The organism is Mycolicibacterium frederiksbergense, assembly GCF_012223425.1.
Classification (GTDB): Bacteria; Actinomycetota; Actinomycetes; order Mycobacteriales; family Mycobacteriaceae; genus Mycobacterium; species Mycobacterium frederiksbergense.
Window position 1 is genome coordinate 2,772,272 of the sequence record NZ_CP038799.1, and the last position, 25,979, is coordinate 2,798,250.

At 67.6% G+C, this 25,979-nt stretch carries 26 protein-coding genes; 13 read left to right on the forward strand and 13 right to left on the reverse strand.

From position 1 onward, the window contains the following. The first annotated feature begins 33 nt into the window (after nucleotides 1-33). Nucleotides 34-1,443 (forward strand): NAD(P)/FAD-dependent oxidoreductase, encoded by a 1,410-nt coding sequence (locus EXE63_RS16355; protein ID WP_210000549.1) that lies wholly within the window; start codon nucleotides 34-36, stop codon nucleotides 1,441-1,443. A 10-nt stretch (nucleotides 1,444-1,453) separates the two neighbouring features. Here EXE63_RS16355 and EXE63_RS16360 read toward each other — a convergent pair whose 3' ends face one another. Further along, nucleotides 1,454-1,912, reverse strand: a complete 459-nt coding sequence (locus EXE63_RS16360; RefSeq protein ID WP_168142805.1) for an SRPBCC family protein — start codon at nucleotides 1,910-1,912, stop codon at nucleotides 1,454-1,456. 63 nt (nucleotides 1,913-1,975) lie between these two features. Between EXE63_RS16360 and EXE63_RS16365 the strand changes: the two genes are divergently transcribed. The 3 genes from EXE63_RS16365 (at nucleotide 1,976) to EXE63_RS16375 (ending at nucleotide 3,875) form a co-directional block, all read left to right on the forward strand. Next, nucleotides 1,976-2,335, forward strand: coding sequence for a DUF427 domain-containing protein (locus EXE63_RS16365; RefSeq protein ID WP_168142806.1), 360 nt, complete (start codon nucleotides 1,976-1,978; stop codon nucleotides 2,333-2,335). A gap of 9 nt (nucleotides 2,336-2,344) precedes the next feature. Beyond that, on the forward strand, nucleotides 2,345-3,241 hold the full coding sequence (locus EXE63_RS16370; RefSeq protein WP_168142807.1) for a DNA-3-methyladenine glycosylase family protein: 897 nt from the start codon (nucleotides 2,345-2,347) through the stop codon (nucleotides 3,239-3,241). A 91-nt stretch (nucleotides 3,242-3,332) separates the two neighbouring features. Next, nucleotides 3,333-3,875, forward strand: coding sequence for a Dps family protein (locus tag EXE63_RS16375; RefSeq protein WP_168142808.1), 543 nt, complete (start codon nucleotides 3,333-3,335; stop codon nucleotides 3,873-3,875). A gap of 1 nt (nucleotide 3,876) precedes the next feature. On the opposite strand, the gene aqpZ is transcribed toward EXE63_RS16375, so the two are convergent. Continuing rightward, nucleotides 3,877-4,650: an aquaporin Z gene (gene aqpZ / locus EXE63_RS16380; RefSeq protein ID WP_168142809.1), complete on the reverse strand. Its 774-nt coding sequence runs from the start codon at nucleotides 4,648-4,650 to the stop codon at nucleotides 3,877-3,879. Nucleotides 4,651-4,757: 107 nt separating this feature from the next. Next, nucleotides 4,758-5,567: a PaaI family thioesterase gene (locus tag EXE63_RS16385; RefSeq protein WP_168142810.1), complete on the reverse strand. Its 810-nt coding sequence runs from the start codon at nucleotides 5,565-5,567 to the stop codon at nucleotides 4,758-4,760. A gap of 502 nt (nucleotides 5,568-6,069) precedes the next feature. Between EXE63_RS16385 and gltB the strand changes: the two genes are divergently transcribed. Beyond that, nucleotides 6,070-10,644 (forward strand): glutamate synthase large subunit, encoded by a 4,575-nt coding sequence (gene gltB / locus EXE63_RS16390; RefSeq protein ID WP_168142811.1) that lies wholly within the window; start codon nucleotides 6,070-6,072, stop codon nucleotides 10,642-10,644. Then, nucleotides 10,637-12,103 carry a glutamate synthase subunit beta gene (locus EXE63_RS16395; protein WP_168142812.1) on the forward strand — a complete coding sequence of 489 codons (1,467 nt, stop codon included), beginning with the start codon at nucleotides 10,637-10,639 and terminating at the stop codon, nucleotides 12,101-12,103. Before gltB ends, EXE63_RS16395 begins: the two co-directional genes overlap by 8 nt. 382 nt (nucleotides 12,104-12,485) lie before the next feature. Here the strand turns inward: EXE63_RS16395 and EXE63_RS16400 are convergent, their stop codons facing one another. Next, on the reverse strand, nucleotides 12,486-13,340 hold the full coding sequence (locus EXE63_RS16400; RefSeq protein WP_168142813.1) for an LLM class F420-dependent oxidoreductase: 855 nt from the start codon (nucleotides 13,338-13,340) through the stop codon (nucleotides 12,486-12,488). A gap of 103 nt (nucleotides 13,341-13,443) precedes the next feature. Here EXE63_RS16400 and EXE63_RS16405 point away from each other — a divergent pair, with 103 nt between their 5' ends. From EXE63_RS16405 to EXE63_RS16410, 3 genes are all read left to right on the forward strand, one after another. Next, nucleotides 13,444-13,851 carry a maleylpyruvate isomerase N-terminal domain-containing protein gene (locus EXE63_RS16405; RefSeq protein ID WP_366515340.1) on the forward strand — a complete coding sequence of 136 codons (408 nt, stop codon included), beginning with the start codon at nucleotides 13,444-13,446 and terminating at the stop codon, nucleotides 13,849-13,851. Further along, on the forward strand, nucleotides 13,778-13,978 hold the full coding sequence (locus tag EXE63_RS33490) for a hypothetical protein (protein WP_366515341.1): 201 nt from the start codon (nucleotides 13,778-13,780) through the stop codon (nucleotides 13,976-13,978). The genes EXE63_RS16405 and EXE63_RS33490 overlap by 74 nt, the downstream gene beginning before the upstream one ends. A gap of 71 nt (nucleotides 13,979-14,049) precedes the next feature. Beyond that, nucleotides 14,050-15,093 (forward strand): PHP domain-containing protein, encoded by a 1,044-nt coding sequence (locus EXE63_RS16410; RefSeq protein WP_168145620.1) that lies wholly within the window; start codon nucleotides 14,050-14,052, stop codon nucleotides 15,091-15,093. Between the two features lies 1 nt (nucleotide 15,094). Here the strand turns inward: EXE63_RS16410 and dinB are convergent, their stop codons facing one another. Next, nucleotides 15,095-16,315 (reverse strand): DNA polymerase IV, encoded by a 1,221-nt coding sequence (dinB, locus tag EXE63_RS16415; RefSeq protein ID WP_168142814.1) that lies wholly within the window; start codon nucleotides 16,313-16,315, stop codon nucleotides 15,095-15,097. A gap of 27 nt (nucleotides 16,316-16,342) precedes the next feature. Next, nucleotides 16,343-16,975 (reverse strand): TetR/AcrR family transcriptional regulator, encoded by a 633-nt coding sequence (locus EXE63_RS16420; RefSeq protein ID WP_105362326.1) that lies wholly within the window; start codon nucleotides 16,973-16,975, stop codon nucleotides 16,343-16,345. A gap of 77 nt (nucleotides 16,976-17,052) precedes the next feature. On the opposite strand from EXE63_RS16420, the gene EXE63_RS16425 reads away from it, so the two are divergent. Beyond that, nucleotides 17,053-18,522 (forward strand): flavin-containing monooxygenase, encoded by a 1,470-nt coding sequence (locus EXE63_RS16425; RefSeq protein ID WP_168142815.1) that lies wholly within the window; start codon nucleotides 17,053-17,055, stop codon nucleotides 18,520-18,522. Between the two features lie 10 nt (nucleotides 18,523-18,532). Here EXE63_RS16425 and rraA read toward each other — a convergent pair whose 3' ends face one another. The 6 genes from rraA to EXE63_RS16455 form a co-directional block, all read right to left on the reverse strand. Then, a complete protein-coding gene (gene rraA, locus EXE63_RS16430; protein ID WP_168142816.1) occupies nucleotides 18,533-19,036 on the reverse strand; it encodes a ribonuclease E activity regulator RraA in 504 nt (167 codons plus the stop codon). After that, nucleotides 19,033-19,788 (reverse strand): MerR family transcriptional regulator, encoded by a 756-nt coding sequence (locus EXE63_RS16435; RefSeq protein WP_168142817.1) that lies wholly within the window; start codon nucleotides 19,786-19,788, stop codon nucleotides 19,033-19,035. The genes rraA and EXE63_RS16435 overlap by 4 nt, the downstream gene beginning before the upstream one ends. A 55-nt stretch (nucleotides 19,789-19,843) precedes the next feature. Next, nucleotides 19,844-20,308, reverse strand: a complete 465-nt coding sequence (locus tag EXE63_RS33290) for a hypothetical protein (protein ID WP_168142818.1) — start codon at nucleotides 20,306-20,308, stop codon at nucleotides 19,844-19,846. A gap of 65 nt (nucleotides 20,309-20,373) precedes the next feature. Then, nucleotides 20,374-21,312, reverse strand: coding sequence for a CopD family protein (locus tag EXE63_RS16445; RefSeq protein WP_234904589.1), 939 nt, complete (start codon nucleotides 21,310-21,312; stop codon nucleotides 20,374-20,376). Further along, nucleotides 21,291-21,824, reverse strand: a complete 534-nt coding sequence (locus tag EXE63_RS16450) for a copper resistance CopC family protein (protein WP_168142819.1) — start codon at nucleotides 21,822-21,824, stop codon at nucleotides 21,291-21,293. Before EXE63_RS16450 ends, EXE63_RS16445 begins: the two co-directional genes overlap by 22 nt. Further along, on the reverse strand, nucleotides 21,824-22,504 hold the full coding sequence (locus EXE63_RS16455) for a DUF6474 family protein (RefSeq protein WP_168142820.1): 681 nt from the start codon (nucleotides 22,502-22,504) through the stop codon (nucleotides 21,824-21,826). The genes EXE63_RS16450 and EXE63_RS16455 overlap by 1 nt, the downstream gene beginning before the upstream one ends. A 402-nt stretch (nucleotides 22,505-22,906) precedes the next feature. On the opposite strand from EXE63_RS16455, the gene EXE63_RS16460 reads away from it, so the two are divergent. The 3 genes from EXE63_RS16460 to EXE63_RS16470 all read left to right on the forward strand — a co-directional run bounded on the left by EXE63_RS16460 (nucleotide 22,907) and on the right by EXE63_RS16470 (nucleotide 25,455). Beyond that, on the forward strand, nucleotides 22,907-23,743 hold the full coding sequence (locus EXE63_RS16460; RefSeq protein ID WP_168142821.1) for a hypothetical protein: 837 nt from the start codon (nucleotides 22,907-22,909) through the stop codon (nucleotides 23,741-23,743). Between the two features lie 63 nt (nucleotides 23,744-23,806). Further along, on the forward strand, nucleotides 23,807-24,298 hold the full coding sequence (locus EXE63_RS16465) for an ImmA/IrrE family metallo-endopeptidase (protein ID WP_105361626.1): 492 nt from the start codon (nucleotides 23,807-23,809) through the stop codon (nucleotides 24,296-24,298). Next, a complete protein-coding gene (locus EXE63_RS16470; RefSeq protein WP_168142822.1) occupies nucleotides 24,295-25,455 on the forward strand; it encodes a hypothetical protein in 1,161 nt (386 codons plus the stop codon). The genes EXE63_RS16465 and EXE63_RS16470 overlap by 4 nt, the downstream gene beginning before the upstream one ends. 66 nt (nucleotides 25,456-25,521) lie before the next feature. Here the strand turns inward: EXE63_RS16470 and EXE63_RS16475 are convergent, their stop codons facing one another. Continuing rightward, a complete protein-coding gene (locus EXE63_RS16475; RefSeq protein WP_057171181.1) occupies nucleotides 25,522-25,920 on the reverse strand; it encodes a helix-turn-helix domain-containing protein in 399 nt (132 codons plus the stop codon). Nucleotides 25,921-25,979: the final 59 nt, after the last annotated feature.

The window sequence follows — 25,979 nt, forward strand, 5'->3', positions numbered from 1 at the left end:
GGTGTGCCCCTTTCGTCGGTCTTGACAGACACGATGCGCCGCACCACCGACAACCCGGCCTGGCAGAATCACTGGGTGTCCACCATCAACGGTCGTGTCTCGCACTGGTTCGACAAGATGCCGTCGCTGCGGCCACGGCTGCCAGGGGACCGAGACGCCGATGTCTGCATCGTCGGCGCCGGCTACACCGGTCTGTGGACGGCCTACTACCTCAAGAAGGCCGACCCGTCGCTGCGGATCACCGTGCTGGAGGCCCGCTTCGCCGGCTTCGGCGCATCGGGCCGAAACGGTGGCTGGCTGTCCGGACTGGTTCCCGGCGATCGCAATAGGATGGCGAAAACCTATGGCCGCGAAAAGGTTCTGGCCTGGCAACGGGCGCTCAACGAGTCCGTCGACGAGGTCATCGAGGTGGCCGCCCGGGAGGGGATCGACGCGGGCGCGGTCAAGGGCGGCAATCTGGAGATCGCCCGCAACCCAGCCCAGGCGGCGCGATTGGCTGCGAGTGTCGCCGAAGAGCGCCGTTGGTGCAACGACGTCGTCGAACTGACCAAAGAGCAAGCAGCGCAACGCATCGACATCGACGGACTGGTGTCGGCCTATCACAGCCCGGACTGCGCGCGCATCCAGCCGGCCGCGCTGGCCGCCGGGCTGGCCGACACCGTCGAACGCCTCGGCGTCACCATCCACGAACAGTCCGCGGTCATCGAAATCCAGCAGGGTAGGGCCGTCACCAGGACCGGCACCGTGCGCGCGCCGATCGTGCTGCGGGCCACCGAGGGCTTCACGCCCGCGCTTCCCGGATTGCGCAGGCGCTGGCTGCCGATGAACAGCTCGATGATCGCCACCGACCCGGTCCCCGCTCACATCTGGGACGAAATCGGTTGGCAGGGACGCGAAACCGTGGGCGACACCGCGCATGGATTCTTCTACGCGCAGCGTACCGCCGATGACCGCATCGCGATCGGCGGGCGCAGCGTGCCCTACCGGTTCGGGTCACGCACCGATCAGGACGGCCAGGTGCCCGCCCGCACCATCCGTCTGCTGGCCGACGTGCTGCACTCGATCCTGCCGCAGGTCCGCGACATTCCCATCGCGCACGGCTGGTGCGGCGTGCTCGCGGTGCCGCGCGACTGGGAAGCCGGCGTCGCGCTGGACCGCGCCACCGGACTGGGCTGGGCCGGCGGCTATGTCGGGCACGGTGTGACGGCGACGAACCTCGCGGGTCGCACCCTGGCCGACCTGGTGCTGACCCGGAACACGCCGATCACCGAACTGCCCTGGGTCGGCCACCAGTCGCGCAATTGGGAGCCCGAGCCGATGCGCTGGCTTGGGGTGCGCGGCCTCTACATCGCCTACAAACTCGCCGACCGACATGAGGCCAACGGCCGCCGCACGACCTCACCCATCGCCAGGGTCGCCGACGTCATCACGCGGAAGCCCTGAGCGGACGCGCTCAAGCTTCCGCGCGCTCCTTGAGCCGCTGCAGGGTGACCTTGATGTGCTCGGCGTTGGCGCCGGCCCGGTCACTGACGCCGGTGGCCAGGCCGGCGACCTTCTTGAACCATCCGGCCCGACGGTCCCACATCGACTCGGTGACGGTGCACCCGCCGTCGGCCGGGGTGATGTCGTAGCGCCAGTGCGCCACCGGGAACACCGCCGATTTCACGTCGAACGCGAACGTCGACCCCGGGGCGGCATCGGTGATGGTGCAGGTGGTGGTCCAGGACTTCGAGCCGTTGCGGTTCTCGCCCTTGAACACGGCTCCCGGGGCGACCGCCGAGTGTCCCTTCGTCCAGTGCATGGCATGGGCTTCTTCGGCCAGCGCTGCCAGCGTCGAAAGGTCGGTGATCAGCGCGTATACCTTCGCAGGATCGGCCGCGATCGACACGGACCCGGTAATCGGTGCGTTCATGGGCCGATAGTAGCGATCGGGGGTGGCGGGAATCACCGCATCGGGGCCGACGTTGTCCGAATCATGAGCGAGCGTCCTGTGTGGCAGCCCACCGCCGAGCATCCGATCACCGTGGCACCGACCGGCAGGCACGTCACCGTCACGGTCAACGGGGTGGTCGTCGCCGAATCGGACGGTGCGGTCACGCTGCAGGAGAGCACGTATCCGGCGGTGCTGTACATCCCGCGCGAAGATGTGGTGCTCACGGCCCTGGTGCCCAGCGAGACGACCTCCTACTGCCCCTACAAGGGTGAGGCGAGCTACTTCCACGTGGCCGATGTGCAGGACGCCATCTGGACCTACGAGCAGCCGTACCCCGCGGTCGCCGACATCGCCGGCAAGGTTGCCTTCTATCCGGACAAGGCGCAGATCTCGCTGGCCTAGATTGGGCAGGTGCCCACCGCGTCGGTGACCTTCGACGGACCCGTCAGTCCCGGGTTCACCCTGTCGCCGTTGCGCCGCGGCAGCGGCGACCCGTGTTTCCAGCTGATCGACGGCGACACCTGGCGCACGTCGATGACGCGTACCGGCGCGGTGACTGCTCGGATCCGCAAGACGGCCCCGGACGTCGTGGAATGTGAGGCGTGGGGTCCCGGTGCCGCCGAGTTCCTGGACGGTTTCGGTGCGCTGCTCGGATCCGAGGATGACACTTTGGGTTTCGACCCGGCGGAGCCGACGGTTGCAGAAGCCTATCGGCGGGTGCCTCATCTCCGGCTGGGCCGGACCGGCCGGGTGCTGGAGGCGCTGATCCCGGCGGTCCTCGAGCAGCGGGTGTACGGCAAGGATGCCTTCCGCGCATGGCGGCTGCTGACCACCAAGTTCGGCGCGCCGGCGCCCGGTCCAGCGCCCGCGGGCATGCGGGTGCCTCCCACTGCCGAGGTGTGGCGCCGCATTCCGTCCTGGGAGTTCCATCTCGCCAACGTGGATCCGGGCCGGGCCCGCACCGTGGTGGGGTGCGCGCAACGCGCCGACGCGCTGGAGCGGCTGCACCCCGCGAGGGCGGCGGCGGGCCTGACATCGCTGCCCGGTGTCGGTGTGTGGACGGCGGCGGAGACGATGCAGCGCGCGTTCGGTGACGCCGACGCGCTGTCGGTCGGTGACTACCACCTGTCGAAGGTGGTCGGGCTGAGCCTGTTGGGCAGGCCCATCGACGACGCCGAGATGGTGGAGTTGCTCGAACCGTTGCGCCCGCACCGGCACCGGGCGGTGCGGTTGCTGGAAGCCGGCGGGCTGGCCGTCCGGCAACGCCGCGGGCCGCGTCAGGCGATACCGAACCTGCGGGCGCTCTGAGCGCGGCGCCCAGATGGGTTACCGATCGGGCTCTTTGGGTATGCGTCGGGGGAGCCAGACGACGCAATGACGCCGATATGAAGGAGACACCATGAGCAGTTTCACCATTCCGGGACTTTCCGACAAGCAGGGTGCGGACGTAGCCGATCTCCTGCAGAAGCAGTTGAGTCGCTACAACGACCTGCATCTGACGCTCAAGCACGTGCACTGGAACGTCGTCGGTCCCAACTTCATCGGGGTCCACGAGATGATCGATCCGCAGGTCGAATTGGTGCGTGGCTACGCCGACGAGGTGGCCGAACGCATCGCCACCCTGGGTGCGTCCCCGCTGGGCACCCCGGGCGCCATCGTCAACGACCGCACCTGGGATGACTACTCGGTGGACCGCGACAATGTCCAGGCTCATCTCGCGGCTCTCGACCTCGTCTACACCGGGATCATCGAGGACACCCGCAAGGGCATCGCGCACCTCGACGATGTCGATCTGGTGTCGCAGGACATGCTCATCAGCCATTCGGCCGAGTTGGAGAAGTTCCAGTGGTTCGTCCGCGCGCATCTGGAGAGCGCGGGTGGAAAACTCCCGCATGAGGGCAAGAAGACCGAGAAGGGCGCGGCCGGCAAGGCCCGCAAGTAAGTCAGTCTGTCTTCGCTTCCAGGGCGTCGTCGCGAACCGGGCGGTCGGCGAGTTCCTCTGCCACCCCGAACAACAACGGGTAGGCAACACCGGCGATGGCGGCACCGACCAGCGGGGCAACCCAGAACAGCCACAGCTGGCTCGGTGCGCCGTCGCCGTTGAAGAATGCGACGCCGGTGGACCTGGCCGGGTTGACCGAGGTGTTCGAGATCGGGATCGAGATCAGGTGGATCAGGGTCAGTGTCAAGCCGATTGACAAGCCCGCGAATCCTTTTGGTGCCCGGTCGTCGGTGGAGCCGAGGATGACCAGCAGGAAGATGAAGGTGAGCACGATCTCGGTGACGAGCACCGCGAGCAGCGTGTAGCCGCCGGGGGAGTGGTCGCCGAATCCGTTGGCCGCCATGTTCCCGGTCGCCGTCCACCCCTCCTTGCCGCCGGCGATCACGTAGATGACCGCGCCGGCGACGAACCCACCGATCACCTGGGTGACCCAGTAGGGCACGACGGCGGACCATTCGACCCGTTTCGCCAGCGCGGCCCCCAGCGACACGGCGGGATTGAAGTGACCGCCCGAGATGGTGCCGAACGCGTATACGCCGGTGAGTACCGTCAGGCCGAAAGCCAGTGATACGCCGAGGAATCCGATACCCAGCGATACGCCGTCATCGGACAGGAACTTTGCGGCGAACACTGCGCTGCCGCAGCCGCCGAGCACGAGCCAGAAGGTGCCGATGAACTCGGCGGCCAGCCTGTGCGCCATCGTGGGGGTCGTCATGGTGCTCCCCTTCGCCGGAGGCATGCTTACGTGCTGAGAGTCGCACGAATCGCCTGCGGCACAAGCGATTGTCACCAAACCTTGGCCCTACGGTGACGCATAAGTTGTCAACGGTAGGCAGTCAACCGGGCGGTCAACGCCACCTTTCCGTCATCGCCGATGCCCTGTGCTTCGGCCACTCCGCTGCTGCGCCCGGCGTGAACCGGCGTCGCCGTGTAATGCGCGCGGCCGCCGCCGATCAGTCGCCGCAGGTAGTTGATCCGCAGGGATGCCGTCAGCAGTGGCGAGTCGGCGCGGTTGATGTTGAGGGCGGCCGAGCCCACCAACTCCAGGCCGGCGGCGGCCACCCCGCCGTGAACGGCGCCCAAGGTGTTGTTGACCGCGGAGTGCGCGCGTTGTCGCAGCACCACCCCGGTGCCGCCGGTTTCGGCGATCTCGACGGCCATCAGTTCGGCAAGGCCGGTCGGCAGGGGTTCGGCCGGTTCGGCGGGTTGCTCGCAGGCGCCCGGTACGTGCACGGCGGCGGTGATGTAGAACGTGCGCACCGTGGCGAGGCCGATCTCGGTGCCGCGGTGGGTCAGCATGCACTCCGACAGCGAGGTGGCGCCCGCCGCGCCCACGGGCCTGCTGACGGCCAGTACGGGCGTCGCAGGGTCCTGGGCCAGGATCGCGTGTGCGTCCGCCGCGAATTCCATGGCGAGCTCGCTGGAGACCGTCCAGTGCCCCTCGGGCCGGCGGTCGTGGTTGGCGAAGCCGGCGATGTGGTCGACCAGGACCGCCAGCGGGCCCACGGTGGCCGAACCTGTGAAGGGATTCAGCAAGCCGTCCACGGGCATGGTGGCGGCGTACTGGGCGGGCCCGGTCTCGACATTGTCGATGCCGAAGCGGCCGGGCGGGGTGGTCAGCGGATATGCCATCGGGGTCCAGCTTCGTGCGGTCGCCGCGGGCGTGTACCCCCGCGGGGTATCTAATATGGGAAAAGCGCCGTCTCTAAGAACTTGAGGAGGCTTTCAGCAAACAGATCTTCATTCGTAGTACCAGCTGAATGGCTACCCGATCAATAGTTAGCAAATCAGTGTGACGAGGGTCTCGATTGCGGCCCGCGCGCCGATGTCGAGGCGAAGTGTGGTCTCGATCCCGAAAATCCCTCGCCGCCAACGCTATTGCCCATTCCCGGGCGGCGCGTCCCGAGCGGCGCGCACCGCGCCGAGGGGCTGCTACTTAGGTCTGACTAAGTTGGCACGTCACCCGGTGTTTGTCATATCGTTTTGAGCACTTGTGGCGAGCGGGACAAATCCGTCGTTCAGTGCTGCACGAAGGCACCGCGATCGCCCAGCCGGTGACCACCGGATGCCGCTGGTGACAGCCGGCAGTACATGAAGCCAGTGCGCAGGCTTGAGAGTAAAGGGTCAGGTGGGAATGACGGCCAAGCAGGGGCTGTACAACCCCGCATATGAGCACGACTCGTGCGGTGTGGCCATGGTTGCCGATATTCACGGCCGTCGTAGCCGTGACATCGTCGACAAGGCGATCACCGCGCTGCTGAACCTCGAGCACCGCGGTGCCGCCGGTGCAGAGCCCAACACCGGCGACGGTGCGGGCATCCTGCTGCAGGTGCCCGACGCGTTCCTGCGGGCAGTGGTCGACTTCGAACTGCCCGAGGAGGGCAGCTACGCCACCGGCATCGCCTTCCTGCCGCAGTCCGCCCGTGACGCCACCCTGGCCTGCGAGGCGGTCGCCAAGATCGTCGAGGCCGAGGGCCTGCAGCTGCTCGGATGGCGCGACGTCCCGCACGACGACTCCTCGCTCGGTGCGCTGGCCCGCGATGCCATGCCGACCCTGCGCCAGGTGTTCATCGCCGGCGCCTCCGGCATGGACCTGGAGCGCCGTGCCTTCGTGATCCGCAAGCGCGCCGAGCACGAGCTCGGCACCAAGGGCCCGGGGCAGGACGGCCCGGGGCGGGAAACCGTCTACTTCCCAAGCCTTTCCGGCCAGACATTCGTCTTCAAGGGCATGCTGACCACCCCGCAGCTGCGGGCCTTCTACCTCGATCTGCAGGATGAGCGGCTGACCAGCGCACTCGGCATCGTGCACTCGCGGTTCTCGACGAACACCTTTCCGTCCTGGCCGCTGGCGCACCCGTTCCGCCGCGTCGCGCACAACGGTGAGATCAACACGGTCACCGGCAACGAGAACTGGATGAAGGCCCGCGAGGCGCTCATCCACACCGACGTGTTCGGCTACCACAACGACCTGAACAAGATCTTCCCGGTCTGCACTCCCGGCGCGTCCGACACCGCGCGGTTCGACGAGGTCCTGGAACTGCTGCACCTGGGCGGGCGCAGCATCGCGCATTCGGTGCTGATGATGATCCCGGAGGCCTGGGAGCGCAACGAGGAGATGGACCCCGCGCTGCGGGCGTTCTACCAGTACCACGGCTCGCTGATGGAGCCCTGGGACGGCCCGGCGTCGGTGTGCTTCACCGACGGAACCGTCATCGGCGCCGTGCTCGACCGCAACGGCCTGCGCCCCTCGCGCGTGTGGGTCACCAGTGACGGACTCGTCGTGATGGCATCCGAGGCCGGGGTGCTCGACCTGGACCCATCCACCGTCGTGCAGAAGATCCGCCTGCAGCCCGGCCGGATGTTCCTGGTGGACACCGCACAGGGTCGCATCGTGGCCGATGAGGAGATCAAGGCGCAGCTGGCCGCCGAGCATCCCTATCAGGAGTGGCTGGACGGCGGGCTGTTCCACGTCGACGAGCTGCCGCCGGGCAAGTACGTCAAGATGCCTCACCACCGGGTGGTCCTTCGGCAGCAGGCGTTCGGCTACACCTACGAGGAACTGAATCTGTTGGTGGCGCCGATGGCGCGTACCGGCGCCGAGGCGCTGGGCTCGATGGGCACCGACACCCCGATCGCCGTGCTGTCCCAGCGGCCCCGGATGCTCTACGACTACTTCCAGCAGTTGTTCGCCCAGGTGACCAACCCGCCGCTGGACGCCATCCGCGAAGAGGTGGTGACCAGCCTGCAGGGCACCGTCGGGCCCGAGGGTGACCTCCTCAACCCGGACGAGAACTCGTGCCGCCAGATCGTGCTTCCGCAGCCGATCCTGCGCAACGCGGATCTGTCCAAGCTGATCGACGTGGATCCCGATCACGAGATCCGCGGCCGCAAGCACGGTATGCGCGCGGCCGTCGTCAGCTGCCTGTACCCGGTGGCCGACGGCGGCGCCGGGCTGCGCCGGGCGTTGGAGGATGTCCGCACCAAGGTCTCCCAGGCGATCCGCAACGGGGCCCGCATCATCGTGCTGTCCGACCGCGAGTCCAACGAGTGGCTGGCGCCCATCCCGTCGCTGCTCTCGGTCGCCGCGGTGCACCATCACCTCGTCCGGGAACGCACCCGCACCCAGATCGGTCTCGTCGTCGAATCCGGCGACGCCCGCGAGGTGCACCACATGGCGATGCTGTGCGGCTTCGGCGCGGCGGCGATCAATCCGTACATGGCCTTCGAGTCGATCGACGACATGATCGACCGCGGCGTCATCACCGGGCTGTCCAGTGACCAGGCCAAGGCCAACTACGTCAAGGCCGCGGGCAAGGGCGTGCTGAAGGTGATGTCCAAGATGGGCATCTCGACGCTGGCGTCCTACACCGGCGCCCAGCTGTTCCAGGCCATCGGGATCAACCAGCGGGTGCTGGACGAGTACTTCTCCGGACTGCACTGCCCCACCGGCGGAATCGACCTGGACGACATCGCCTCCGATGTCGCGGCCCGCCATGAGCTGGCCTACCTGGATCGCCCCGACGAGTGGGCGCACCGCGAGCTCGAGGTGGGCGGCGAGTACCAGTGGCGCCGCGAAGGCGAATACCACCTGTTCAACCCGGACACCGTGTTCAAGCTGCAGCACTCCACCAGGACCGGGCAGTACTCGGTCTTCAAGGAGTACACCAAGCTGATCGACGACCAGAGCGAGCGGATGGCGTCGCTGCGCGGTCTGCTCAAATTCAAAGAGCGCGAGTCTGTTCCGATCGAGGAAGTCGAGCCGGCCACCGAGATCGTCAAGCGTTTCTCGACCGGCGCGATGAGCTACGGCTCGATCTCCGCCGAAGCGCACGAGACGCTGGCCATCGCCATGAACAGGCTGGGCGGCCGGTCCAACTCCGGCGAGGGCGGCGAGAGCGTCGACCGCTTCGAACCCGACGAGAACGGTGACTGGCGCCGCAGCGCCATCAAGCAGGTGGCCTCCGGTCGCTTCGGTGTCACGAGCCACTACCTGTCGAACTGCACCGATATCCAGATCAAGATGGCTCAGGGCGCCAAACCGGGTGAGGGCGGGCAGCTTCCGGGGCACAAGGTGTATCCGTGGGTGGCCGAGGTTCGGCACTCGACGCCCGGTGTCGGCCTGATCTCGCCGCCGCCGCACCATGACATCTACTCGATCGAGGATCTGGCGCAGCTGATCCACGATCTCAAGAACGCCAACCCGGCCGCGCGTATCCACGTCAAGCTGGTCTCGGAAAACGGTGTGGGAACGGTGGCCGCCGGTGTCTCCAAGGCGCATGCCGACGTGGTGCTCATCTCCGGGCATGACGGCGGCACCGGGGCCACACCGCTGACCTCGCAGAAGCACGCCGGTGCCCCGTGGGAGCTGGGTCTGGCCGAAACGCAGCAGACCTTGCTGCTCAACGGGCTTCGCGACCGCATCGTGGTGCAGGTCGACGGGCAGCTCAAGACCGGTCGTGACGTCGTGATCGCTGCGCTGCTCGGTGGTGAGGAATTCGGTTTCGCCACCGCGCCGCTGGTGGTGTCGGGCTGCATCATGATGCGGGTCTGCCACCTGGATACCTGCCCGGTGGGCGTGGCCACCCAGAACCCGGTGCTGCGTGAGCGCTTCAACGGCAAGCCCGAGTTCGTGGAGAACTTCTTCCTCTTCATCGCCGAAGAAGTCCGGGAACTGATGGCGCAGTTGGGCTTCCGCACCGTCAACGAGATGGTCGGACAGGTCGGCGCGCTGGACACCACCCAGGCGTCCGAGCACTGGAAGGCGCACAAGCTGGATCTGGCCCCGGTGCTGCACGAGCCAGAGTCGGCATTCATGAACCAGGACCTGTACTGCAGCTCGCGCCAGGATCACGGTCTGGACAAGGCGCTGGATCAGCAGCTGATCGTGCAGTGCCGGGAGGCGCTGGATTCCGGCACGCCGGTGCGATTCAGCACCAAGATTGCCAACGTGAACCGCACCGTGGGAACGATGCTTGGTCACGAGGTGACCAAAGCCTATGGCGGCCAGGGGCTTCCGGACGGCACCATCGACATCACCTTTGAGGGGTCGGCGGGCAACAGCTTCGGCGCATTCGTGCCGAGCGGTATCACGCTGCGGGTGTACGGCGATGCCAACGATTACGTCGGAAAGGGACTTTCCGGGGGCCGCATCGTGGTGCGCCCGTCGGACAAGGCGCCCAGCGACTATGTCGCCGAAGACAACATCATCGGCGGCAACGTCATCCTGTTCGGTGCCACCAGCGGTCAGGCATTCCTGCGCGGTGTGGTGGGCGAGCGGTTCGCGGTGCGCAACTCCGGCGCACATGCGGTGGTCGAGGGCGTGGGTGACCACGGTTGCGAGTACATGACCGGTGGCCGGGTGGTGATCCTCGGCCAGACCGGGCGCAACTTCGCGGCGGGTATGTCGGGCGGTGTCGCCTATGTGTATGACCCGGAGAAGAAATTGCCGGGCAACGTCAACGGAGAGATGGTCGATCTTGACGCACTGGATGACGATGACCTCGAAGGGTTGCAGGAATTGATCGTGGCACACGTGGACGCCACCGATTCGGCGGTGGGCCGGCGGATCCTGGCGGACTGGCCGGCACAGCAGGCGCACTTCGTGAAGGTGATGCCCCGCGATTTCAAGAAGGTGCTGCTGGCGATCTCGGATGCCGAGGCGGCCGGCCAGGATGTCGGCGAAGCGATCATGGCGGCCGCTCGTGGCTGATCCGAACGGCTTCCTCAAGCACACCGTCCGGCAGACCCCGGCCCGGCGACCGGTGGACCTGCGCCTGCAGGACTGGAAAGAGGTCTACGAGGAGTTCTCCGACGAGACCCTGAAGGTCCAGGCCTCGCGCTGCATGGACTGCGGGATTCCGTTCTGCCACAACGGTTGTCCACTGGGGAATCTGATTCCCGAGTGGAACGACCTGGTGTACCGGGACCGCTGGCGCGATGCCATCGAACGGCTGCACGCCACCAACAACTTCCCGGAGTTCACCGGGCGGCTGTGCCCGGCGCCGTGCGAGGCCTCCTGCGTGCTCGGTATCAACCAGGATGCGGTGACCATCAAGCAGGTCGAGGTCGAGATCATCGACCACGCCTTCGACAACGACTGGGTCAAGCCGATGATCCCGACGGTGCGCACCATGAAGAAGGTCGCCGTCGTGGGGTCCGGCCCCGCCGGTCTGGCCGCCGCCCAGCAGCTGACCCGGGCCGGGCACTCGGTCACGGTGTTCGAACGTGCCGACCGCATCGGCGGTCTGCTGCGCTACGGCATCCCCGAGTTCAAGATGGAGAAGCGCCACATCGACCGTCGCCTGGAGCAGATGACGGCCGAGGGCACCCAGTTCCGCACCGGCGTCAACGTCGGCGTCGACATCACCGTCGAACAACTCGACGAGGAGTTCGACGCGGTGGTGCTGGCCGGCGGCGCGACCGCTTGGCGGGACCTGCCGATCCCGGGCCGTGAGCTCGAGGGCATTCACCAGGCCATGGAGTACCTGCCATGGGCCAACAAGCTGCAGCAGGGCGACGATGTCGCGGGCCCGGACGGCGAGCCGCCCATCACCGCGAAGGACAAGCGGGTCGTCATCATCGGTGGCGGTGACACCGGCGCGGACTGCCTGGGCACCGCGCACCGCCAGGGCGCCAAGAGCATCCACCAGTTCGAGATCATGCCGCGACCGCCGGAGACCCGTGCGGACTCCACCCCGTGGCCGACCTACCCGCTGATGTTCCGGGTGGCGTCCGCGCACGAAGAGGGTGGCGAGCGGGTGTTCTCGGTGAACACCGAGCAGTTCGTCGGCTCCGACGGCAAGGTGACCACGCTCAAGGTGCACGAGGTCGAGATGAAGGCCGGCAAGTTCGAGAAGGTCGAGGGGTCGGACTTCGACCTCGACGCCGACATCGTCTTCCTGGCCATGGGCTTCGTGGGTCCCGAGCGCGAGGGTCTGCTGACCGACCTCGGCGTCGAACTGACCGACCGCGGCAACGTGGCACGCGACAGGGACTTCCAGACGACCGTTCCCGGCGTCTTCGTGGCCGGCGACATGGGCCGGGGACAGTCGCTGATCGTGTGGGCGATCGCCGAGGGCCGCGCCGCGGCTGCCGGTGTGGATCGGTATCTCATGGGCCAGTCGGCGTTGCCCCGGCCGATCGAGCCGACGGCCGCCCCGCAGCGTTAGGCAACATCAGCAACTTCAGCCACACTAGAAACATCCGATTTTTAATCGGCGTGCCGGTTGGTGTTAGCCGCGTCACAGGTGTCTAATGATGACGGCGGGGTCATCCGGTAATGTGGCCCCACGGTGCAGCTATTAGCCGACCGCAGGAGTTCTTACCGTGTACAACAATCCCATTTCACGGTCCCGAGTGAGTCGAATCGCCTGGTCATGGTTCCGTCACCCGGTCCGATGCCGTGAATTCCCCGCCAAGCACGAGCGGCTGATCACCCCCGACGAGTTACTGCGTTACGGGTATTGAGCGACCGGGGCGCCGCGCGGATCTCGGTCCGGTACCCGCGCGGCACTCGTTTGCCAGATCGTAATAATTTCGTGACCGTCAGTTCTACGTGCTGGTCAGCAGCCCGGAGTCTCGAATTGTCTCCGCGAGCGGTTCCAGTACCGCGGGGTCATAGGGCGGCGGCAGGTAGATGATCGCCAGATCCAGTCCCTCGGCCCCCAGCGCGATCGCGTCCTCGACCACTCTGCGGTAGTTCCGGTCCTCGCCGAGGCGGATGTGCGCCGACAGCGTGATCTCCTTCGGGTCCCGGCCGATATCGGCGCAGTGCGCAGCCAGCACATCGCGCTTGCGGGCGAACTCCGCGGGCGTGCCGCCGACGAAGTTCCAGTGATCGGCGTATTTCGCGGTGATCTTCAGGGTGCGCTTCTCACCGTTGCCGCCGATACAGAACGGCGGGTGCGGCTGCTGCGGCCCCTTGGGCTCATTGCGGGCGTCCTTGAGCTGATAGAACTGGCCTTCGAAGGTGGTGGTCTCCTGGCTCAGCAACCCCTTGAGGATCTCGCAGGCCTCCTCGAAGCGGTCGAAACGCTCCTTGATGGAGCCCAGCTCGATGCCGTAGGCGCCGGATTCCTCCTCGTTCCAGCCGGCGCCGATGCCGAGCTCGAGGCGGCCGTTCGAGATGATGTCCAGTGCGGAGGCCATATTGGCCAGCACCGCGGGATGCCGGTAATGGATGCCGGTGACGAGCACGCCGACGCGCAGCCGCTCGGTGGCCTGCGCCAGCGCCGTCAGCGTGGTCCAGCCCTCCAGGCAGGGGCCGGTGGGGTCGGAGAAGATCGGATAGAAGTGGTCGAAGGTCCAGCCGGACTGGAAGACATCGATATCGTCCGCTGCTTTCCAGATGGCCAGCATGTCGGACCAGGTCGTGTTCTGCGGGGAAGTCTTGAAGGCAAAGTCCACACTTGGTCAACGAATACCGGCCGTCGATAAAGTCCGGTGGACGGCGCCTGATCGGGTGCGATGAGTTCGGTGCTCGACGCCGGTCGGTATGGGTGTGATCGATATGACGACGGCAAGCGCGCGCGCCGCAGCGGTAGTCGGCGGTGTGCGCGACGACCAGCTGGACGGACCCACGCCATGCACGGAGATGTCGGTGCGCGAGGTGGTGGCGCACATCGGCCAACTGGCGCCCGCCTTCGGGGCCGCGGCCGCCAAGAATCTCGGTGACCTCACCGACAGCCCACCCGGTGTGGACGGCTATCTGCTGGACGAGGGCTGGCGCGACGACTATCCCCGCCCGGCTCGCCGCATTGGCGAAGGCCTGGCAGGCGCCGCAGGCCTGGGACGGCATGTCCCGGGTGGGGGCCGTCGACCTGCCGGGCGAGGTGTGCGGGCTGGTGGCTCTGACCGAGGTGGTGGTGCACGGCTGGGATGTTGCGATCGCCACCGGGCAGACCTACACCGTCGATGACGACACTGCGGGAGTCTTGCTGGAGCACCTGACCGCGTTCACCGCCGCCGGCCCGGTCGAGGGACTGTTCGGCCCCCGGTGGTTGTCGGCGCTGACTCCGGTGCTTTCGCGCGCGCGTTGGCGTTGAGCGGCCGCGACCCGGCATGGCGCCGGGTGTGATCGGGCGCCGCCATGGGCACACTTGAACCCATGGACCGCATGGACCCGATCGCCGCGCTACGCCGCATCGCGTACTACAAGGACCGGGCCCGGGAGGACTCGCGCCGGGTGATGGCCTACCGCAAGGCCGCCGACGTGGTGGAGGCGATGACGCCCGAGCACCGGGAGAAGGTCGGCAAGACCAACGGCTGGCAGACGCTGCCAGGTATCGGACCCAAGACCGCCACGGTCATCGCCCAGGCCTGGGCCGGAAGGGTCCCCGACACCTTGGTCGAATTACAGCGGGCGGCGGTAGATCTCGGCGGTGGGGAGGTCCGTGCGGCGATCAAGGGGGACCTGCATCTGCACTCGAACTGGTCCGACGGGTCCGCCCCGATCGAGGAGATGATGGCGACTGCGCATGAGCTCGGCCACGAATACTGCGCGCTGACCGACCATTCGCCGCGGCTGACCGTCGCCAACGGACTCTCGCCGGAGCGCCTGCGCAAGCAACTCGACGTCATCGACGAACTGCGCGAACGCTTCTCGGCACCATTCCCGTCGCTTCGCTCGCCCCGGCCGATGCGCATCCTCACCGGGATCGAAGTCGACATTCTCGATGACGGCAGCCTGGATCAGGAACCGGAACTGCTGGAGCGGCTCGACATCGTGGTGGCCAGCGTGCATTCCAAGCTGAAGATGGATGCGCCGGCGATGACGCGGCGCATGGTGCGTGCGGTCAGTGAAAGGCATGGGGGCCGCAAAGTCACCGTCCTGGGCCACTGCACCGGGCGCCTGGTGGAGGGAAACCGGGGGATCCGTCCGGAGTCCGCGTTCGACGCCGAGGCGGTGTTCAGCGCCTGCCGGGACAATGGTGTTGCGGTGGAGATCAATTCGCGGCCCGAGCGGCGCGATCCGCCGAGCCGGCTACTGGATCTGGCGCTGCAGATCGGCTGCGACTTCTCGATCGACACCGACGCACATGCCCCGGGCCAGCTCGACTTCCTCGGCTACGGAGCGCAACGCGCCCTGGATGCGGGGGTACCGGTGGACCGCATCATCAACACCTGGTCGGCTGATCGGCTGCTGGAGTGGGCGCGCTGAGTCACGGCGGTGACTCCGGCAGCATCGGCATCTCCAGGCCCGGATCGCGCCCCAGCAGCACCCCGCGGGTCACCGAGGCGTTGCCGAACCGCTGCCGGACCTCGTCGACGGCGGCGTCCAACGCCATCGGATCCGCCGCACTGCCGAACGGCAGTTCCAGCTGAGCCGCACCGTCGCGGTCGATATTGGCGACCGCGAAGCCGACCAGCGTCAGCCCGCGCTCGGCGATCAACGGCGCGGCCGCGGCCACCAGGTCCCGGGCGGCGCCCAGCACGGCATCGGTCGACGCGGTGGCGCGCGGCAGCGTGTGCGAGCGGGTGACGCGACCGAAGTCGTCGAAGCGCAGCCGCAGTACCACGGTGCGGCCGGTCCGTCCGGCGGCCCGCATCCGGCGGGTGATGCGGTCGACGAGGTTCACCACGACGGCGTCGATCTCAGCAGCGGACATGGTGTTCCCGGCGCGACCGAGGGCCCGCTGTGCGCCGACGGAGCGCCGGCGCACCCCCGTCACCACCCGGCGCCGATCGATGTTGTGGGCCAGCGCGAAGAGCTGCCTGCCCATGCCCGGGCCGACCATGGCACCCAGCGATGTCTCGCTGAGCTCGGCCACGTCGGCCACCGTGTGAATGCCATGCAGCCGCAACTTCTCCGCGGTCTTGGCCCCGACGCCCCAGAGCCGGCGCACCGGCAGCGGGTGCAGGAACGCGAGCTCGCGGTCGGGCGGCACCAGCAGCAGTCCGTCGGGCTTGGCCTCCTGGCTGGCCACCTTGGCCAGGAACTTGGTGCGGGCGATCCCGACGGTGATGGGAAGACCGACGTCCACCCGGACCCGTTCGCGCAGCCGGGCACCGATCTGTACCGGAGTACCCGACACCCGGCCCAGCCCGCCGACATCGAGGAACGCCTCGTCCACCGAGACCGGTTCGACCAGGGGAGTGGTGTCGCGGAAGATCTCGAAGACCGCCCGACTGGCCTCGGTGTACGCGCGCATCCGCGGCGGCACGACAATGACCTGCGGGCAGAGCCGTCGGGCCTGACCGCCGCCCATCGCGGTGCGCACCCCGTACGCCTTGGCCTCATAACTGGCGGCCAGCACCACCCCGCCACCGACGATCACCGGCAGGCCGCGCAGGGTGGGGTCATCGCGCTGCTCGACCGAGGCGTAGAACGAGTCGAGATCGGCGTGCAGAATGCTGGCCTGCCCGGAGTGGGACACGAACATATGTTCGCATCCGGGTCCGACAGCGAACTAGGGTGTACTGCCGTAGATGCTGGTCAGCCAGATGTGAGTGAGCGTGTCCACGACGCGGTCATGCTCGACCGACGGCCGGTCATCGGCGAGTGTCGCCATCATCATCTTCTCGTTCATCAGGTTCAATGAGGTGGCCAGGTCCAGTGCGGGCAGCGTCTCCGGGGCCGCCCCCCGTTGGCGTTCGGCGTTGATCAGCGCCGCGGTGAGGCCGATCCACTTCTGCATCAGCCCCGCCCAGATGGCACGGAACTCGGGGCTGCTGTTCACGGCCTCCGCGCCGGCGCGCGCTGTCGCCGGGTGCGACCCGAAGGAACTGAAGAAGATCTCGATCCCGCGCCGGATTGCCTCGTGTGGTTCGGTGGGCATGGAGTCCATCGCATTGTCGAAACCGGTGTCGGCGCGTGTGATCAGCGGATCCATCAGTGACAGCAGGACCGCCTCCTTGGAGGCGAAATAGAAGTAGAAGGTCGGTCGCGATATGCCGGCGCCCTTGGCCAGGTCGTCGACGGAGATATCGGCGAAGGACCGCTGCTGGATGAGCCGGGCGGCGGTGTCCAGAATGGCCTGCTGCCGCTCGTCGCCAGAGGGGCGGGCGGCCCGGCGGCCGCGACTCGGGCTGGCGGTGGTCACGGCCCCACCTTAACACCGTGTCGACTTTCTCAACACACCGTTGACTCACTCAACACCATGTTGATACCGTCGGTACCATGAATGAACACCTCGACGTTGTGATCGTCGGCGCCGGTATCTCCGGCATCAGCACGGCCTGGCATCTGCAGGACCGCTGCCCAACCAAGAGCTATGCCATCCTGGAACGCCGCGAGAACATCGGCGGCACCTGGGACCTGTTCAAATACCCGGGTATCCGCTCGGATTCCGACATGTTCACCCTCGGATTCCGGTTCAAGCCCTGGACCTCGGCCAAGGCGATCGCCGACGGCGCGTCCATCTGGAATTACATCAACGAGGCCGCCGTCGAGAACGGGATCGACAAGCACATCCGCACCGGACATCGCGTCACCTCGGTGGACTGGTCGGACGCCGACAATCGCTGGACCATCAACATCGAGCATGCCGGTGAGCGCAAGCAGATCACCGCGTCGTTCCTGTCGGTCTGCAGCGGTTACTACAACTACGACGAGGGCTACGCGCCCGAGTTCCCGGGCGCCGCGGACTTCACGGGCCAGATCATCCACCCCCAGCACTGGCCCGAGGGGCTGGACTACACCGGGAAGAAGATCGTCGTCATCGGATCCGGCGCCACCGCGATCACACTGATCCCGTCGCTGGTCAACGAGGGCGCGGGCCACGTCACCATGCTGCAGCGCTCGCCGACCTACATCGGGTCTCTGCCGCTGGTGGATCCGGTTGCCGCACAAGCCAACAAGTACCTGCCGAAGAATGTCGCCCACGCGGTCAACCGGTGGAAGGCAATCGCGATGGCCACCGGTCAGTACCAGCTGGCGCGCAAGTTCCCGAAGATGTTCAAAAAGGCGCTCAAGGACATGGCGACTCGGCGGCTGCCGGACGGCTTCGACTACGAGAAGCACTTCAGCCCCCGTTACAACCCGTGGGATGAGCGAGTCTGCCTGGCCCCCAACGGTGATTTCTTCAAGACCATCAAGGCCGGAAAGGCCGACGTCGTCACCGACACCATCGAGACCTTCACCGAAACCGGTATCAAGCTGACATCCGGCGAGGAGTTGCAGGCCGATATCATCATCACCGCAACGGGTTTGAACATGCAGCTGTTCGGCGGTGCCACGGCGACCCGCAACGGCGAGCCGATCGACCTGACCAAGTCGATGACCTACAAGGGCCTGATGCTGTCCGGCGTGCCCAACATGGCCATCACCTTCGGCTACACCAACGCCTCATGGACGCTGAAGGCCGACCTGGTCTCCGAGTTCATCTGCCGGGTACTGAACTACATGGACGCCAACGGTTTCGACCGGGTCGAACCGCAGCACCCGGGCGATTCGATCGACGAAGAGCCGTTCATGGACTTCACGCCCGGATACTTCCGCCGTGCCATGGATACCCTGCCGAAGTCCGGCTCGGAGGCGCCCTGGAAGCTGAAGCAGAACTACTTCTTCGATCTGCGCCTCATCCGGCACGGCAAGGTCGACGAGGAGTCCCTGCACTTCACCAAGCACCGCGCGGCCGTATCGGCCTAGCGTCACCGGCCTACAGCGACGCGGCTGTCTGGTCGCCTGCAGCGACGACGACGATCCCGTCCTCGTCGCTGTAGGCGATCTCACCGGGGACGAACGTGACGCCGCCGAAGGAAACCTCGATATCACGTTCTCCCGCACCCGTTTTGGTGCCCTTGCGCGGATTGGTACCCAGCGCCTTGATGCCCACCTCGATGGTGCGCAGCGCGGCCGCATCGCGTACCACGCCGTGCACGATCACTCCGGCCCAGCCGTTCTCGGCGGCCAGGCCGGCGATGATGTCACCGACCAGCGCGGTGTGCAGCGAACCGCCACCGTCGACCACCAGCACCCCGCCGTCACCCGGCGTGGACAGGATCGACTTGAGCAGGGCGTTGTCCTCGAAGCAGCGCACCGTGGTGATCCGGCCGGCGAAGGACGTGACACCCCCGTAATTGCGCAACTGCAGATCGCAGCTGCGGACGTCGGGGTAGATCTCGTCGACAAGGTCAGCGGTCGCGCGCGGTTCGATGCTCACGCCATGATGCTAGCGAGCACCACATCGTGCACGAACTGCGCCAGACCCGGTTCGACATCGTCGTAGTAGGCCGTGAACCTCGGATCGGCCAGGTACATCTCGACCAGTCCGCGGTGCATCTCGCTGCCGCAGTCGTAGAAGCGCTCGATACTCGCGCGGTGCCGGGCGGCCAGTGCGTCGGCCTCCGGTTCGCCGGGGCGCACGCCGGCCCGCTTGGCGGCCGCCAGGTCTTCCAGGAGCGCGTCCCCCTCGGCCTTGAGATCGATCCAGTCCTGTTTCGTCAGCTGGGCGACCCGCTGCCGGGACTGCTTCCATTCATCGGTGTCGCCCCAGCGCTGCTCGGCTTCGACCGCATACTCCTCGCCGAATGCCGTGGTCCCGAAGATCTCGACCTGTTCTTCGGCGGTCAGCTGAATGCCGCTGCGATGCGCGTTCATGAGTTCCTCCACTGCCTTGATCGTGCGCTGCAGACCTTCGGCCCGCTCGAGGAGCAGGGCGTGCTGGCGCTGCAGCCGGGTCAGCCCGTCGACCTCGGGGTCGTCGAGCAGGACGCGGATCTCATCCAGCGGCAGCCCCGCCGCGCGGTACACCAGCACCAGGTGTAATCGCTCGACATCGGCGTCGGTGTAGCCGCGGTAACCGGCCGGGGTTCGCACGCCGGGCACCACCAGACCGATGTGGTCGTAATGGTGCAGGGTGCGCACGGAGAGCCCGGTCAGGGCGGCGACGCTGCCGACGGTTCTCACGTCCATGGACCCACTATCTGCCCTGACGTCGCGTGAGGGTCAAGCCCCGCCGCGGGAAACCTCAGTCCTCGTCGGAACCGCGGCGGGCCAGCAGCACGACCACGACCGCGAGCACACCGACGGCAATCGCGGCCACCAGCGGCAGCCGGGACTGATCCGGACCGAGGGCCGGCACCGCGGACGGTGTTGGCATGGCGGCAGCTACCGCGGATTTCGCCTGCGCGGCAACTTCTTTGGCGGCTTCTTTGGCTACTGCCGTCGGTTCGGCCGGGTCCGCAACGACCGGCGCCGGCTCGGCCGGTGTGGCCTTGACCGGCGGCGCCTTCTTCGCGGCGGGAGCTTTCTTGGCCGGTGCGGCCTTCTTCACCGGCGCCTTCTTGGCGGGGGCGGCCTTCTTCGCGGCGGGTGCCTTTTTGGCCGGTGCCTTCTTTGCCGGAGTCTTGGCGGCCGGAGGCGCAGCAGGTGGGTCAACCGGGACCTGCTCAGCGGGGGCCTTCTGTTCGGGAAGGTCCTGCTCGTCGCCCATGGTGCTGCTCCTTTGCAGTGTCGTCCAGCGCAGTGCAACCCATCATGCCAGCCCGGCGATCGGCGTCACCCCGTGACCGCCAGGGCGGCGGCCAACGTCAATGCCACCGCCATCAAGGCGAGCTCGGTATCGGCGCGCCGGGTCGAGAGCTCGGCGCTGGCCCGGTGACCACGTGCCGACGGTAACCACCGGGACCTGTTCTGCCAGGCCAGCGCCATCAGCACCGCGGTCACGACGACCTTCGCCACCAACAGCCGGCCGTATCCGGTGCCGACCAGCTCGGCCGGGGCCCCGATCACCACCGCGGCGCTGAGCACCCCGCCCGCCAACAGCACCAGCACCGACCACAACGACAGTGCCGAGAAACGGGGCAGCACCCGGGCCCACTGGCCGCGGCGGTCCACCACGAGCACGATCGCCGCGAGCACACCGCACCACAGCGCCGCCGCCAGGGCATGCAGCGTGACCCCCAGTCCGCCGAGTGCGCTCTCGGACAGATGCCCGGCCAGGGTGCGCGCGGCGGTACCGAGTGCGGCGACGCCGGCGATCACCAGGGACCCGCCTGGGTTACGTACCGCGATGGTCAGCACGACCACCAGCAGTGCCGCCACCACGCAGATCAGATCGGCCCGACCGGCCGTCGTCGACACGGCGAACTCGAACGCGGTCCGTACCCCGAGGTCGCGCACCGTGATTGCGGCGGTATCGGCCGCGGTCTGCACCAGACGGATCAGTTCGGCGGCCAGCCACACCCAGGCTGCCACCGCCAGGACGGCGGTGCTGCGCCGGGCGAGTTCGGCGCGGTAGCGCGCGGTGTCGAGCCACGGCACCACCGCGAGGCCGAGCACCAGCACGGCGGCACCGTCGGCGAGCAGCCGGGTGAGGGTCGCCACGAGAGCATCGTCGGGGCGGCTGAGAATCCAGGCCAGCGCGATGCTGAGGGCGACGACGAGTGCGCCCAGGCACGCCCGCCGGGTCGGCGTCACGTGCGGCGTCGGCTCCACCACACGCCGGCACCGACGAGCACCACCGCCGCGATCACGAACGGCCACACCGGGAGGCCGTCATCGGTCGCCGCTGCCGGCGCGGCAGCGGGTGCGGCAGCGGGTGCGACCGACGGACCGGGCGTACCCGTTGCGGCGGCGGTCAGCTCGAAAGCCCAGGATCCGGTGATGACATGGCCGTCCGCGGAGGTGACGCGGTAGTTGGCCGTATAGGTACCCGCCGGACCGAGTGGGCGCACGTCGACCTCTGCCACCGGGCCGTTCACCCTGACGTCACCGGTGGACCACAGATTGCCGTCCGGGCCGACGACGGTCATCGCAGCGAACGCGGTCTGCAGGTCTTCGCTGAAGGTGGCGCTGACCTTGGCGGGCGCCGCAGCCAGTGCTGTGCCGGGCGCCGGATCCGAGGAGATCAGTGTGGCGTGCGCCGCGGCGGGGCCGGCCCCGGCCAAGGAAAGCCCCGTCAGGAGCAGAGCCAACAGGGGTGCCAGGATCCGTGCGTAGATCGTCATCAGACCAGGCCGAGCCGCGCCATCACGTCGGCGTCGATACCGTCGAGCTGCTGGCCGATGGCCGCGTGGGCGGCCTTTCGGCGCGCCGTGGGCATGTTCTCCGCGGCGGTGACGGCAGCGGACAGGTCGGTCAACCGGTCGTTGATGGCGGCCACGAACTGCTTGGTCTCGACGTCCTTGGGGTTCTTCTCGGCGACCCGCCGGGTGGCCTGTTCGGCACCATTGATCCGGGCCGACAGGATCGCCCCATGCCCGGAGAACTGACCGATCTGGGCCAGCGGTACACCGAGCTGATCGGCGCGGCGCTGGTCGAGCAGGCCGCGGATCGCGATCGCACCGCGGTAGGCCAGCGGCACCAGGACCGGCGCCAGCAGCCGGGACACGGTCAGTGTCCGGCGAATCTTCATCGGGGACAGCAGTTTGCCCTCGCGGACTGCCTTGAGTTGGGTCTCAGCAACCTTGAGTGCGGCACGGTCGCTGTCCCGTTGGGCCTTGAGCTGGGCCTTGATCGCCTGGGTCTGCGCCTTGCGATCGGCCTTGATGCGCCGCGCGTCGTTGCGCGCCGCGAGTTTGGCCTCCAGCTTGGCTCCCTTGGTGAGCGCACGTTTGGTCGCGCGCCCGATGGCCCGAGCCTCGGCGCGACGGGCCGACCGGCTCTTGCGTTGCGTGAACAGGCCCATCGGCATTGCCTCCCGGTCATCTCGTCCGCGTCGCCCCGATCACGGTGCCACGATGCGGCCAACCCTATCGTTCTGCCGGCCATACCACTCTCGGCGGCCTTGCGTGGAACCGGATCACTTTCGGCAGCAAACACGTACACCGGTGTATGCGACAATTGCCGAAAGATTGCCTGTGCGCCGTGAGACGCCATGAGGGGTGGTGACGACGTGGGTTCGCGCATGCGAGTCGCCGCGGCTGCCTGCCTGGTGTCATCAGGGCTGTTCGTGGGTGGTGCGTCCGGAGCTGTGGCGTTAGCCGAGCCCGACAGCAGCGGGGACGCAGCGGGTACCGGGACCGCGGATAGGGGTTCGGACGAGACTGCTGGTCAGTCCCGTCGCAGTGCACCGCGTGGCGTCGATACGGTGACCCGGGCCGGACCGGGTTCGCCGGGCCCGCGTTCGGCGGCTCCCCCAAGGGGAACCGCGGATCTTCCGGCGCGCTCGGCCGATGCCGTCGAGAGCGACTCCAGCAAACTCCCCGAGGCCGCAGCTGAAGCCGGAGAAACTCCGCCCGGCGTTGCTCCCGGCGAACACGACGTCAGTGTGCCGGCCGCCGAAGGAGACGACACGGGCGACGCCAAAGCCGACGACGAAGAAGATGACGAGTGCGGATGGGGCTGGTGGCCACTGCCGCCCGACAGCGACCCGTCGGCGCCGAACGGCGGCGACGGTTACGGAGGCGGCGCGCCGTCGACCGCTCAGCCGCCGGCCGGCCGGCCGGGTGCTCCCCCCGGGCTGGAGATACCGCCGCCGCGCGAACTGCTCCCGGAATCCCCGGTGCTGCCGGTGGTCCCCGACCCCCAGGAACCCCTGCCCGGACTTGTCGCGCCGGCGGCCATGCCGGTGCTGTCGATGCCCGTCATCGTGCTGCCGCCGCCGTTGCCCGGGTTGGGAGGTGGAGGCGGCGCGGGACCGCGAGCGCAGGCACCCGGGAGTCCCGCGAGGCCGCCCGCCCCGTCACGGGTCACGCCGGCCGAACGCCCCGCCGCACCGCGCAATGACACCGTGGTGCCTGCGTCCTATCGTGCGGGGTACGGCGAATACCTCCGGACCGCCGGAATGCCTCAAGTCATCGCCGTCGCGGTCCCGGGAGCAACCGCCATCATGCTGCTCACCGGCCTGGGCGGGTTGATCGGCTATCGGCAGGCGCGTGCCGGACTGGCGATCCGGGCCAGTGGTTCAGCAAGGTTCTCGAGTTGACCGGATTCGGGCATCTGCCAGACAGTGGAGCGCCATAGTGGACCTGAGGGAAAGGAGAAGGCCATGCCGGCAAGTCGCCGCGTGACCCGCGCGGTCAGTTCCGTGCTCGACCTTGCGCCACGCCGGGGCGAGGTGTCGTTGCCGCGTCTGGTCGAAGCGGTCGCCGAGGATCAGGGCCGCCCGATCAGGATCAAGATGGCCGATCTGCCCCCGGGTGTCTGTGGACAGTGGCGCCAATACGCCGACCATGATGTCTTTCTGATCCAGAAGGGGCTGCCCGCCTGGGACCGCACGCTGGCCCACGAGCTGGGCCATCTCGTGCTCGGTCACGCAGGCACCCCGGTGGTGGAGGCCGCGCGAGAGACCATGGAGCTGGCCGGGTCCGACCTCATCGGGTACATGCTCAATCAGCGGACCGGGTGTATGGGGCCCGCGGGTGAAGAGGCCGAGCAGGAGGCCGAGGACTTCGCCGCGCTGCTCATCTATCGTCTTGGCCGGCTACCGTCCGATCGCTCGTCGATCGTGCAGGTGCGGCTCGGGGAGGCGTTTGGTTGATCGTCTGGGTGATCGCCGGTCTCCTCGGGCTGGCGACCGGCTTGCGAATCGGGTGGGCGCTGGTCAACAAGCAATCCCTGGTGAGCACCGCGATGATCCTCGCGCTGGGCAGTCTCGGTATCGTCGCAGCGCTCAACTGGCAGCCGTTGACCTTGCTGATCGACACCGCCCTGCGGTGGCCGAACGTCGCGGTCGCGCTCAGTCAGGTTGCGTTGATCGGCTGCGCGGCGGGCAGCTGCGTGATGATCACGACGGTCGCGTCGGAGCGTAAACCGACCGTCATTCGCCGCATCGCCATCGGCCAATACATCGTTGCGGCCGCCATCGCGGTGGCCACCCTGGTGGCGTTCTTCCGGGCCCCGCAGATGCCGGAGATGGCGCCCGAGGAGTACATGCGGCGCAACCTGGCGCCGGGCGGCTCGTCGTCGTGGCTGCTGCCACTGCTCTACGTGCTGCTCGCGCTGACTCTCGTCGCGTGGGCGGGGGTGCGTCATTCCAACCGGACCCGGCGTGGCCGTGCCCTCTTCGTCTTCAGCATCGGCATGGTTCTCATGGTCCTGTCGAGTGCCTTCTTTCTGCTCCGCGCGGTGGGCAACACCGACGTCCTCGGTGTGGGTGCGGCCGCGACGCTGCTGGGTTGCGCGATGCTGGTGGTGGCCGGCGGATCGCTGTTGCCCAGCGTGGAGGACTGGTTCGGTGCGCGCCGGGAGCTGCGCACGATTCAGCCGCTGCTGGCCGAGCTCAACACCCGGCACCCGGACGTGGGTATCGGGGTGCGGCCCCGTGGACCGCTGTTGTTCCGGGTCGCCGAGCAGATGTCACTGATCTCGGACTCGCTGTACCTGGAAGCCATTGCGGCCGAGGGCGCGCGGCTTCGCACGGTGGATGCCACCGCGGGCCAGCGCGATATCGAGGAGTCCCTGAACATCGCCGATATCGCGGATCTCGATTCGCCGCCGGTGCCCGCCGACGAACAAGCCCGCGGTATCGCGGAGTGGATCTTTGCGGGCCGCGGTGCGGGCCGTGACGAAGCGCACGCGGCCTTTCCGGGGCTGAACTGGCTGCGCCAGCCGACGACCTACTCGGACCGGGAGTGGATACTCGCCATCGCCGAGCAATTTCGCGAACTGGAGATCGGCACGCCGTCTCGGGCCTGAACGCACAAACGGTGCCGTCACGCTTGCGCGTGACGACACCGTTTGTGGCGGTGATCCCGAACGGGATCAGCCGTCGAGATTTTCCCGGCGACGCAGCTCGTCGACCTTGAGGGCAAGATCCTGCTGGGACTCGGGGGACAGGCCGACGGTGCGTGCGGCGATGCGGCGCACGCCCTCGTCGCGCATGCTGGCCAGCCAGGTCAGTTCCTTGTCCAGCTTCTCGTAGTACTCGTCGTCGGTGAAGTACGCCGGCTTGATCCGGAAGAAGTTGGCCAGGGCGGCCATGGTCGTCACGGACGGGTTGGTGCGGTTGCCGGACCGCAGCTGCGAAAGGTAAGGAGCGGACATCGTGACACCCTCTGCCTTGAGTGCGCCGATCACCTCAGCGGATGTGTGCGGCCCGCGCCCAGGAGGGTAAACCGTATCGAAGAGGCGGTTCAGTCGGGCGGCGAACGTCTTGCTCATCTAACTTTCCTCCACATGGCCTACGAGCTGTCTGCAATAGGTTCGTATTTGCTGATCAT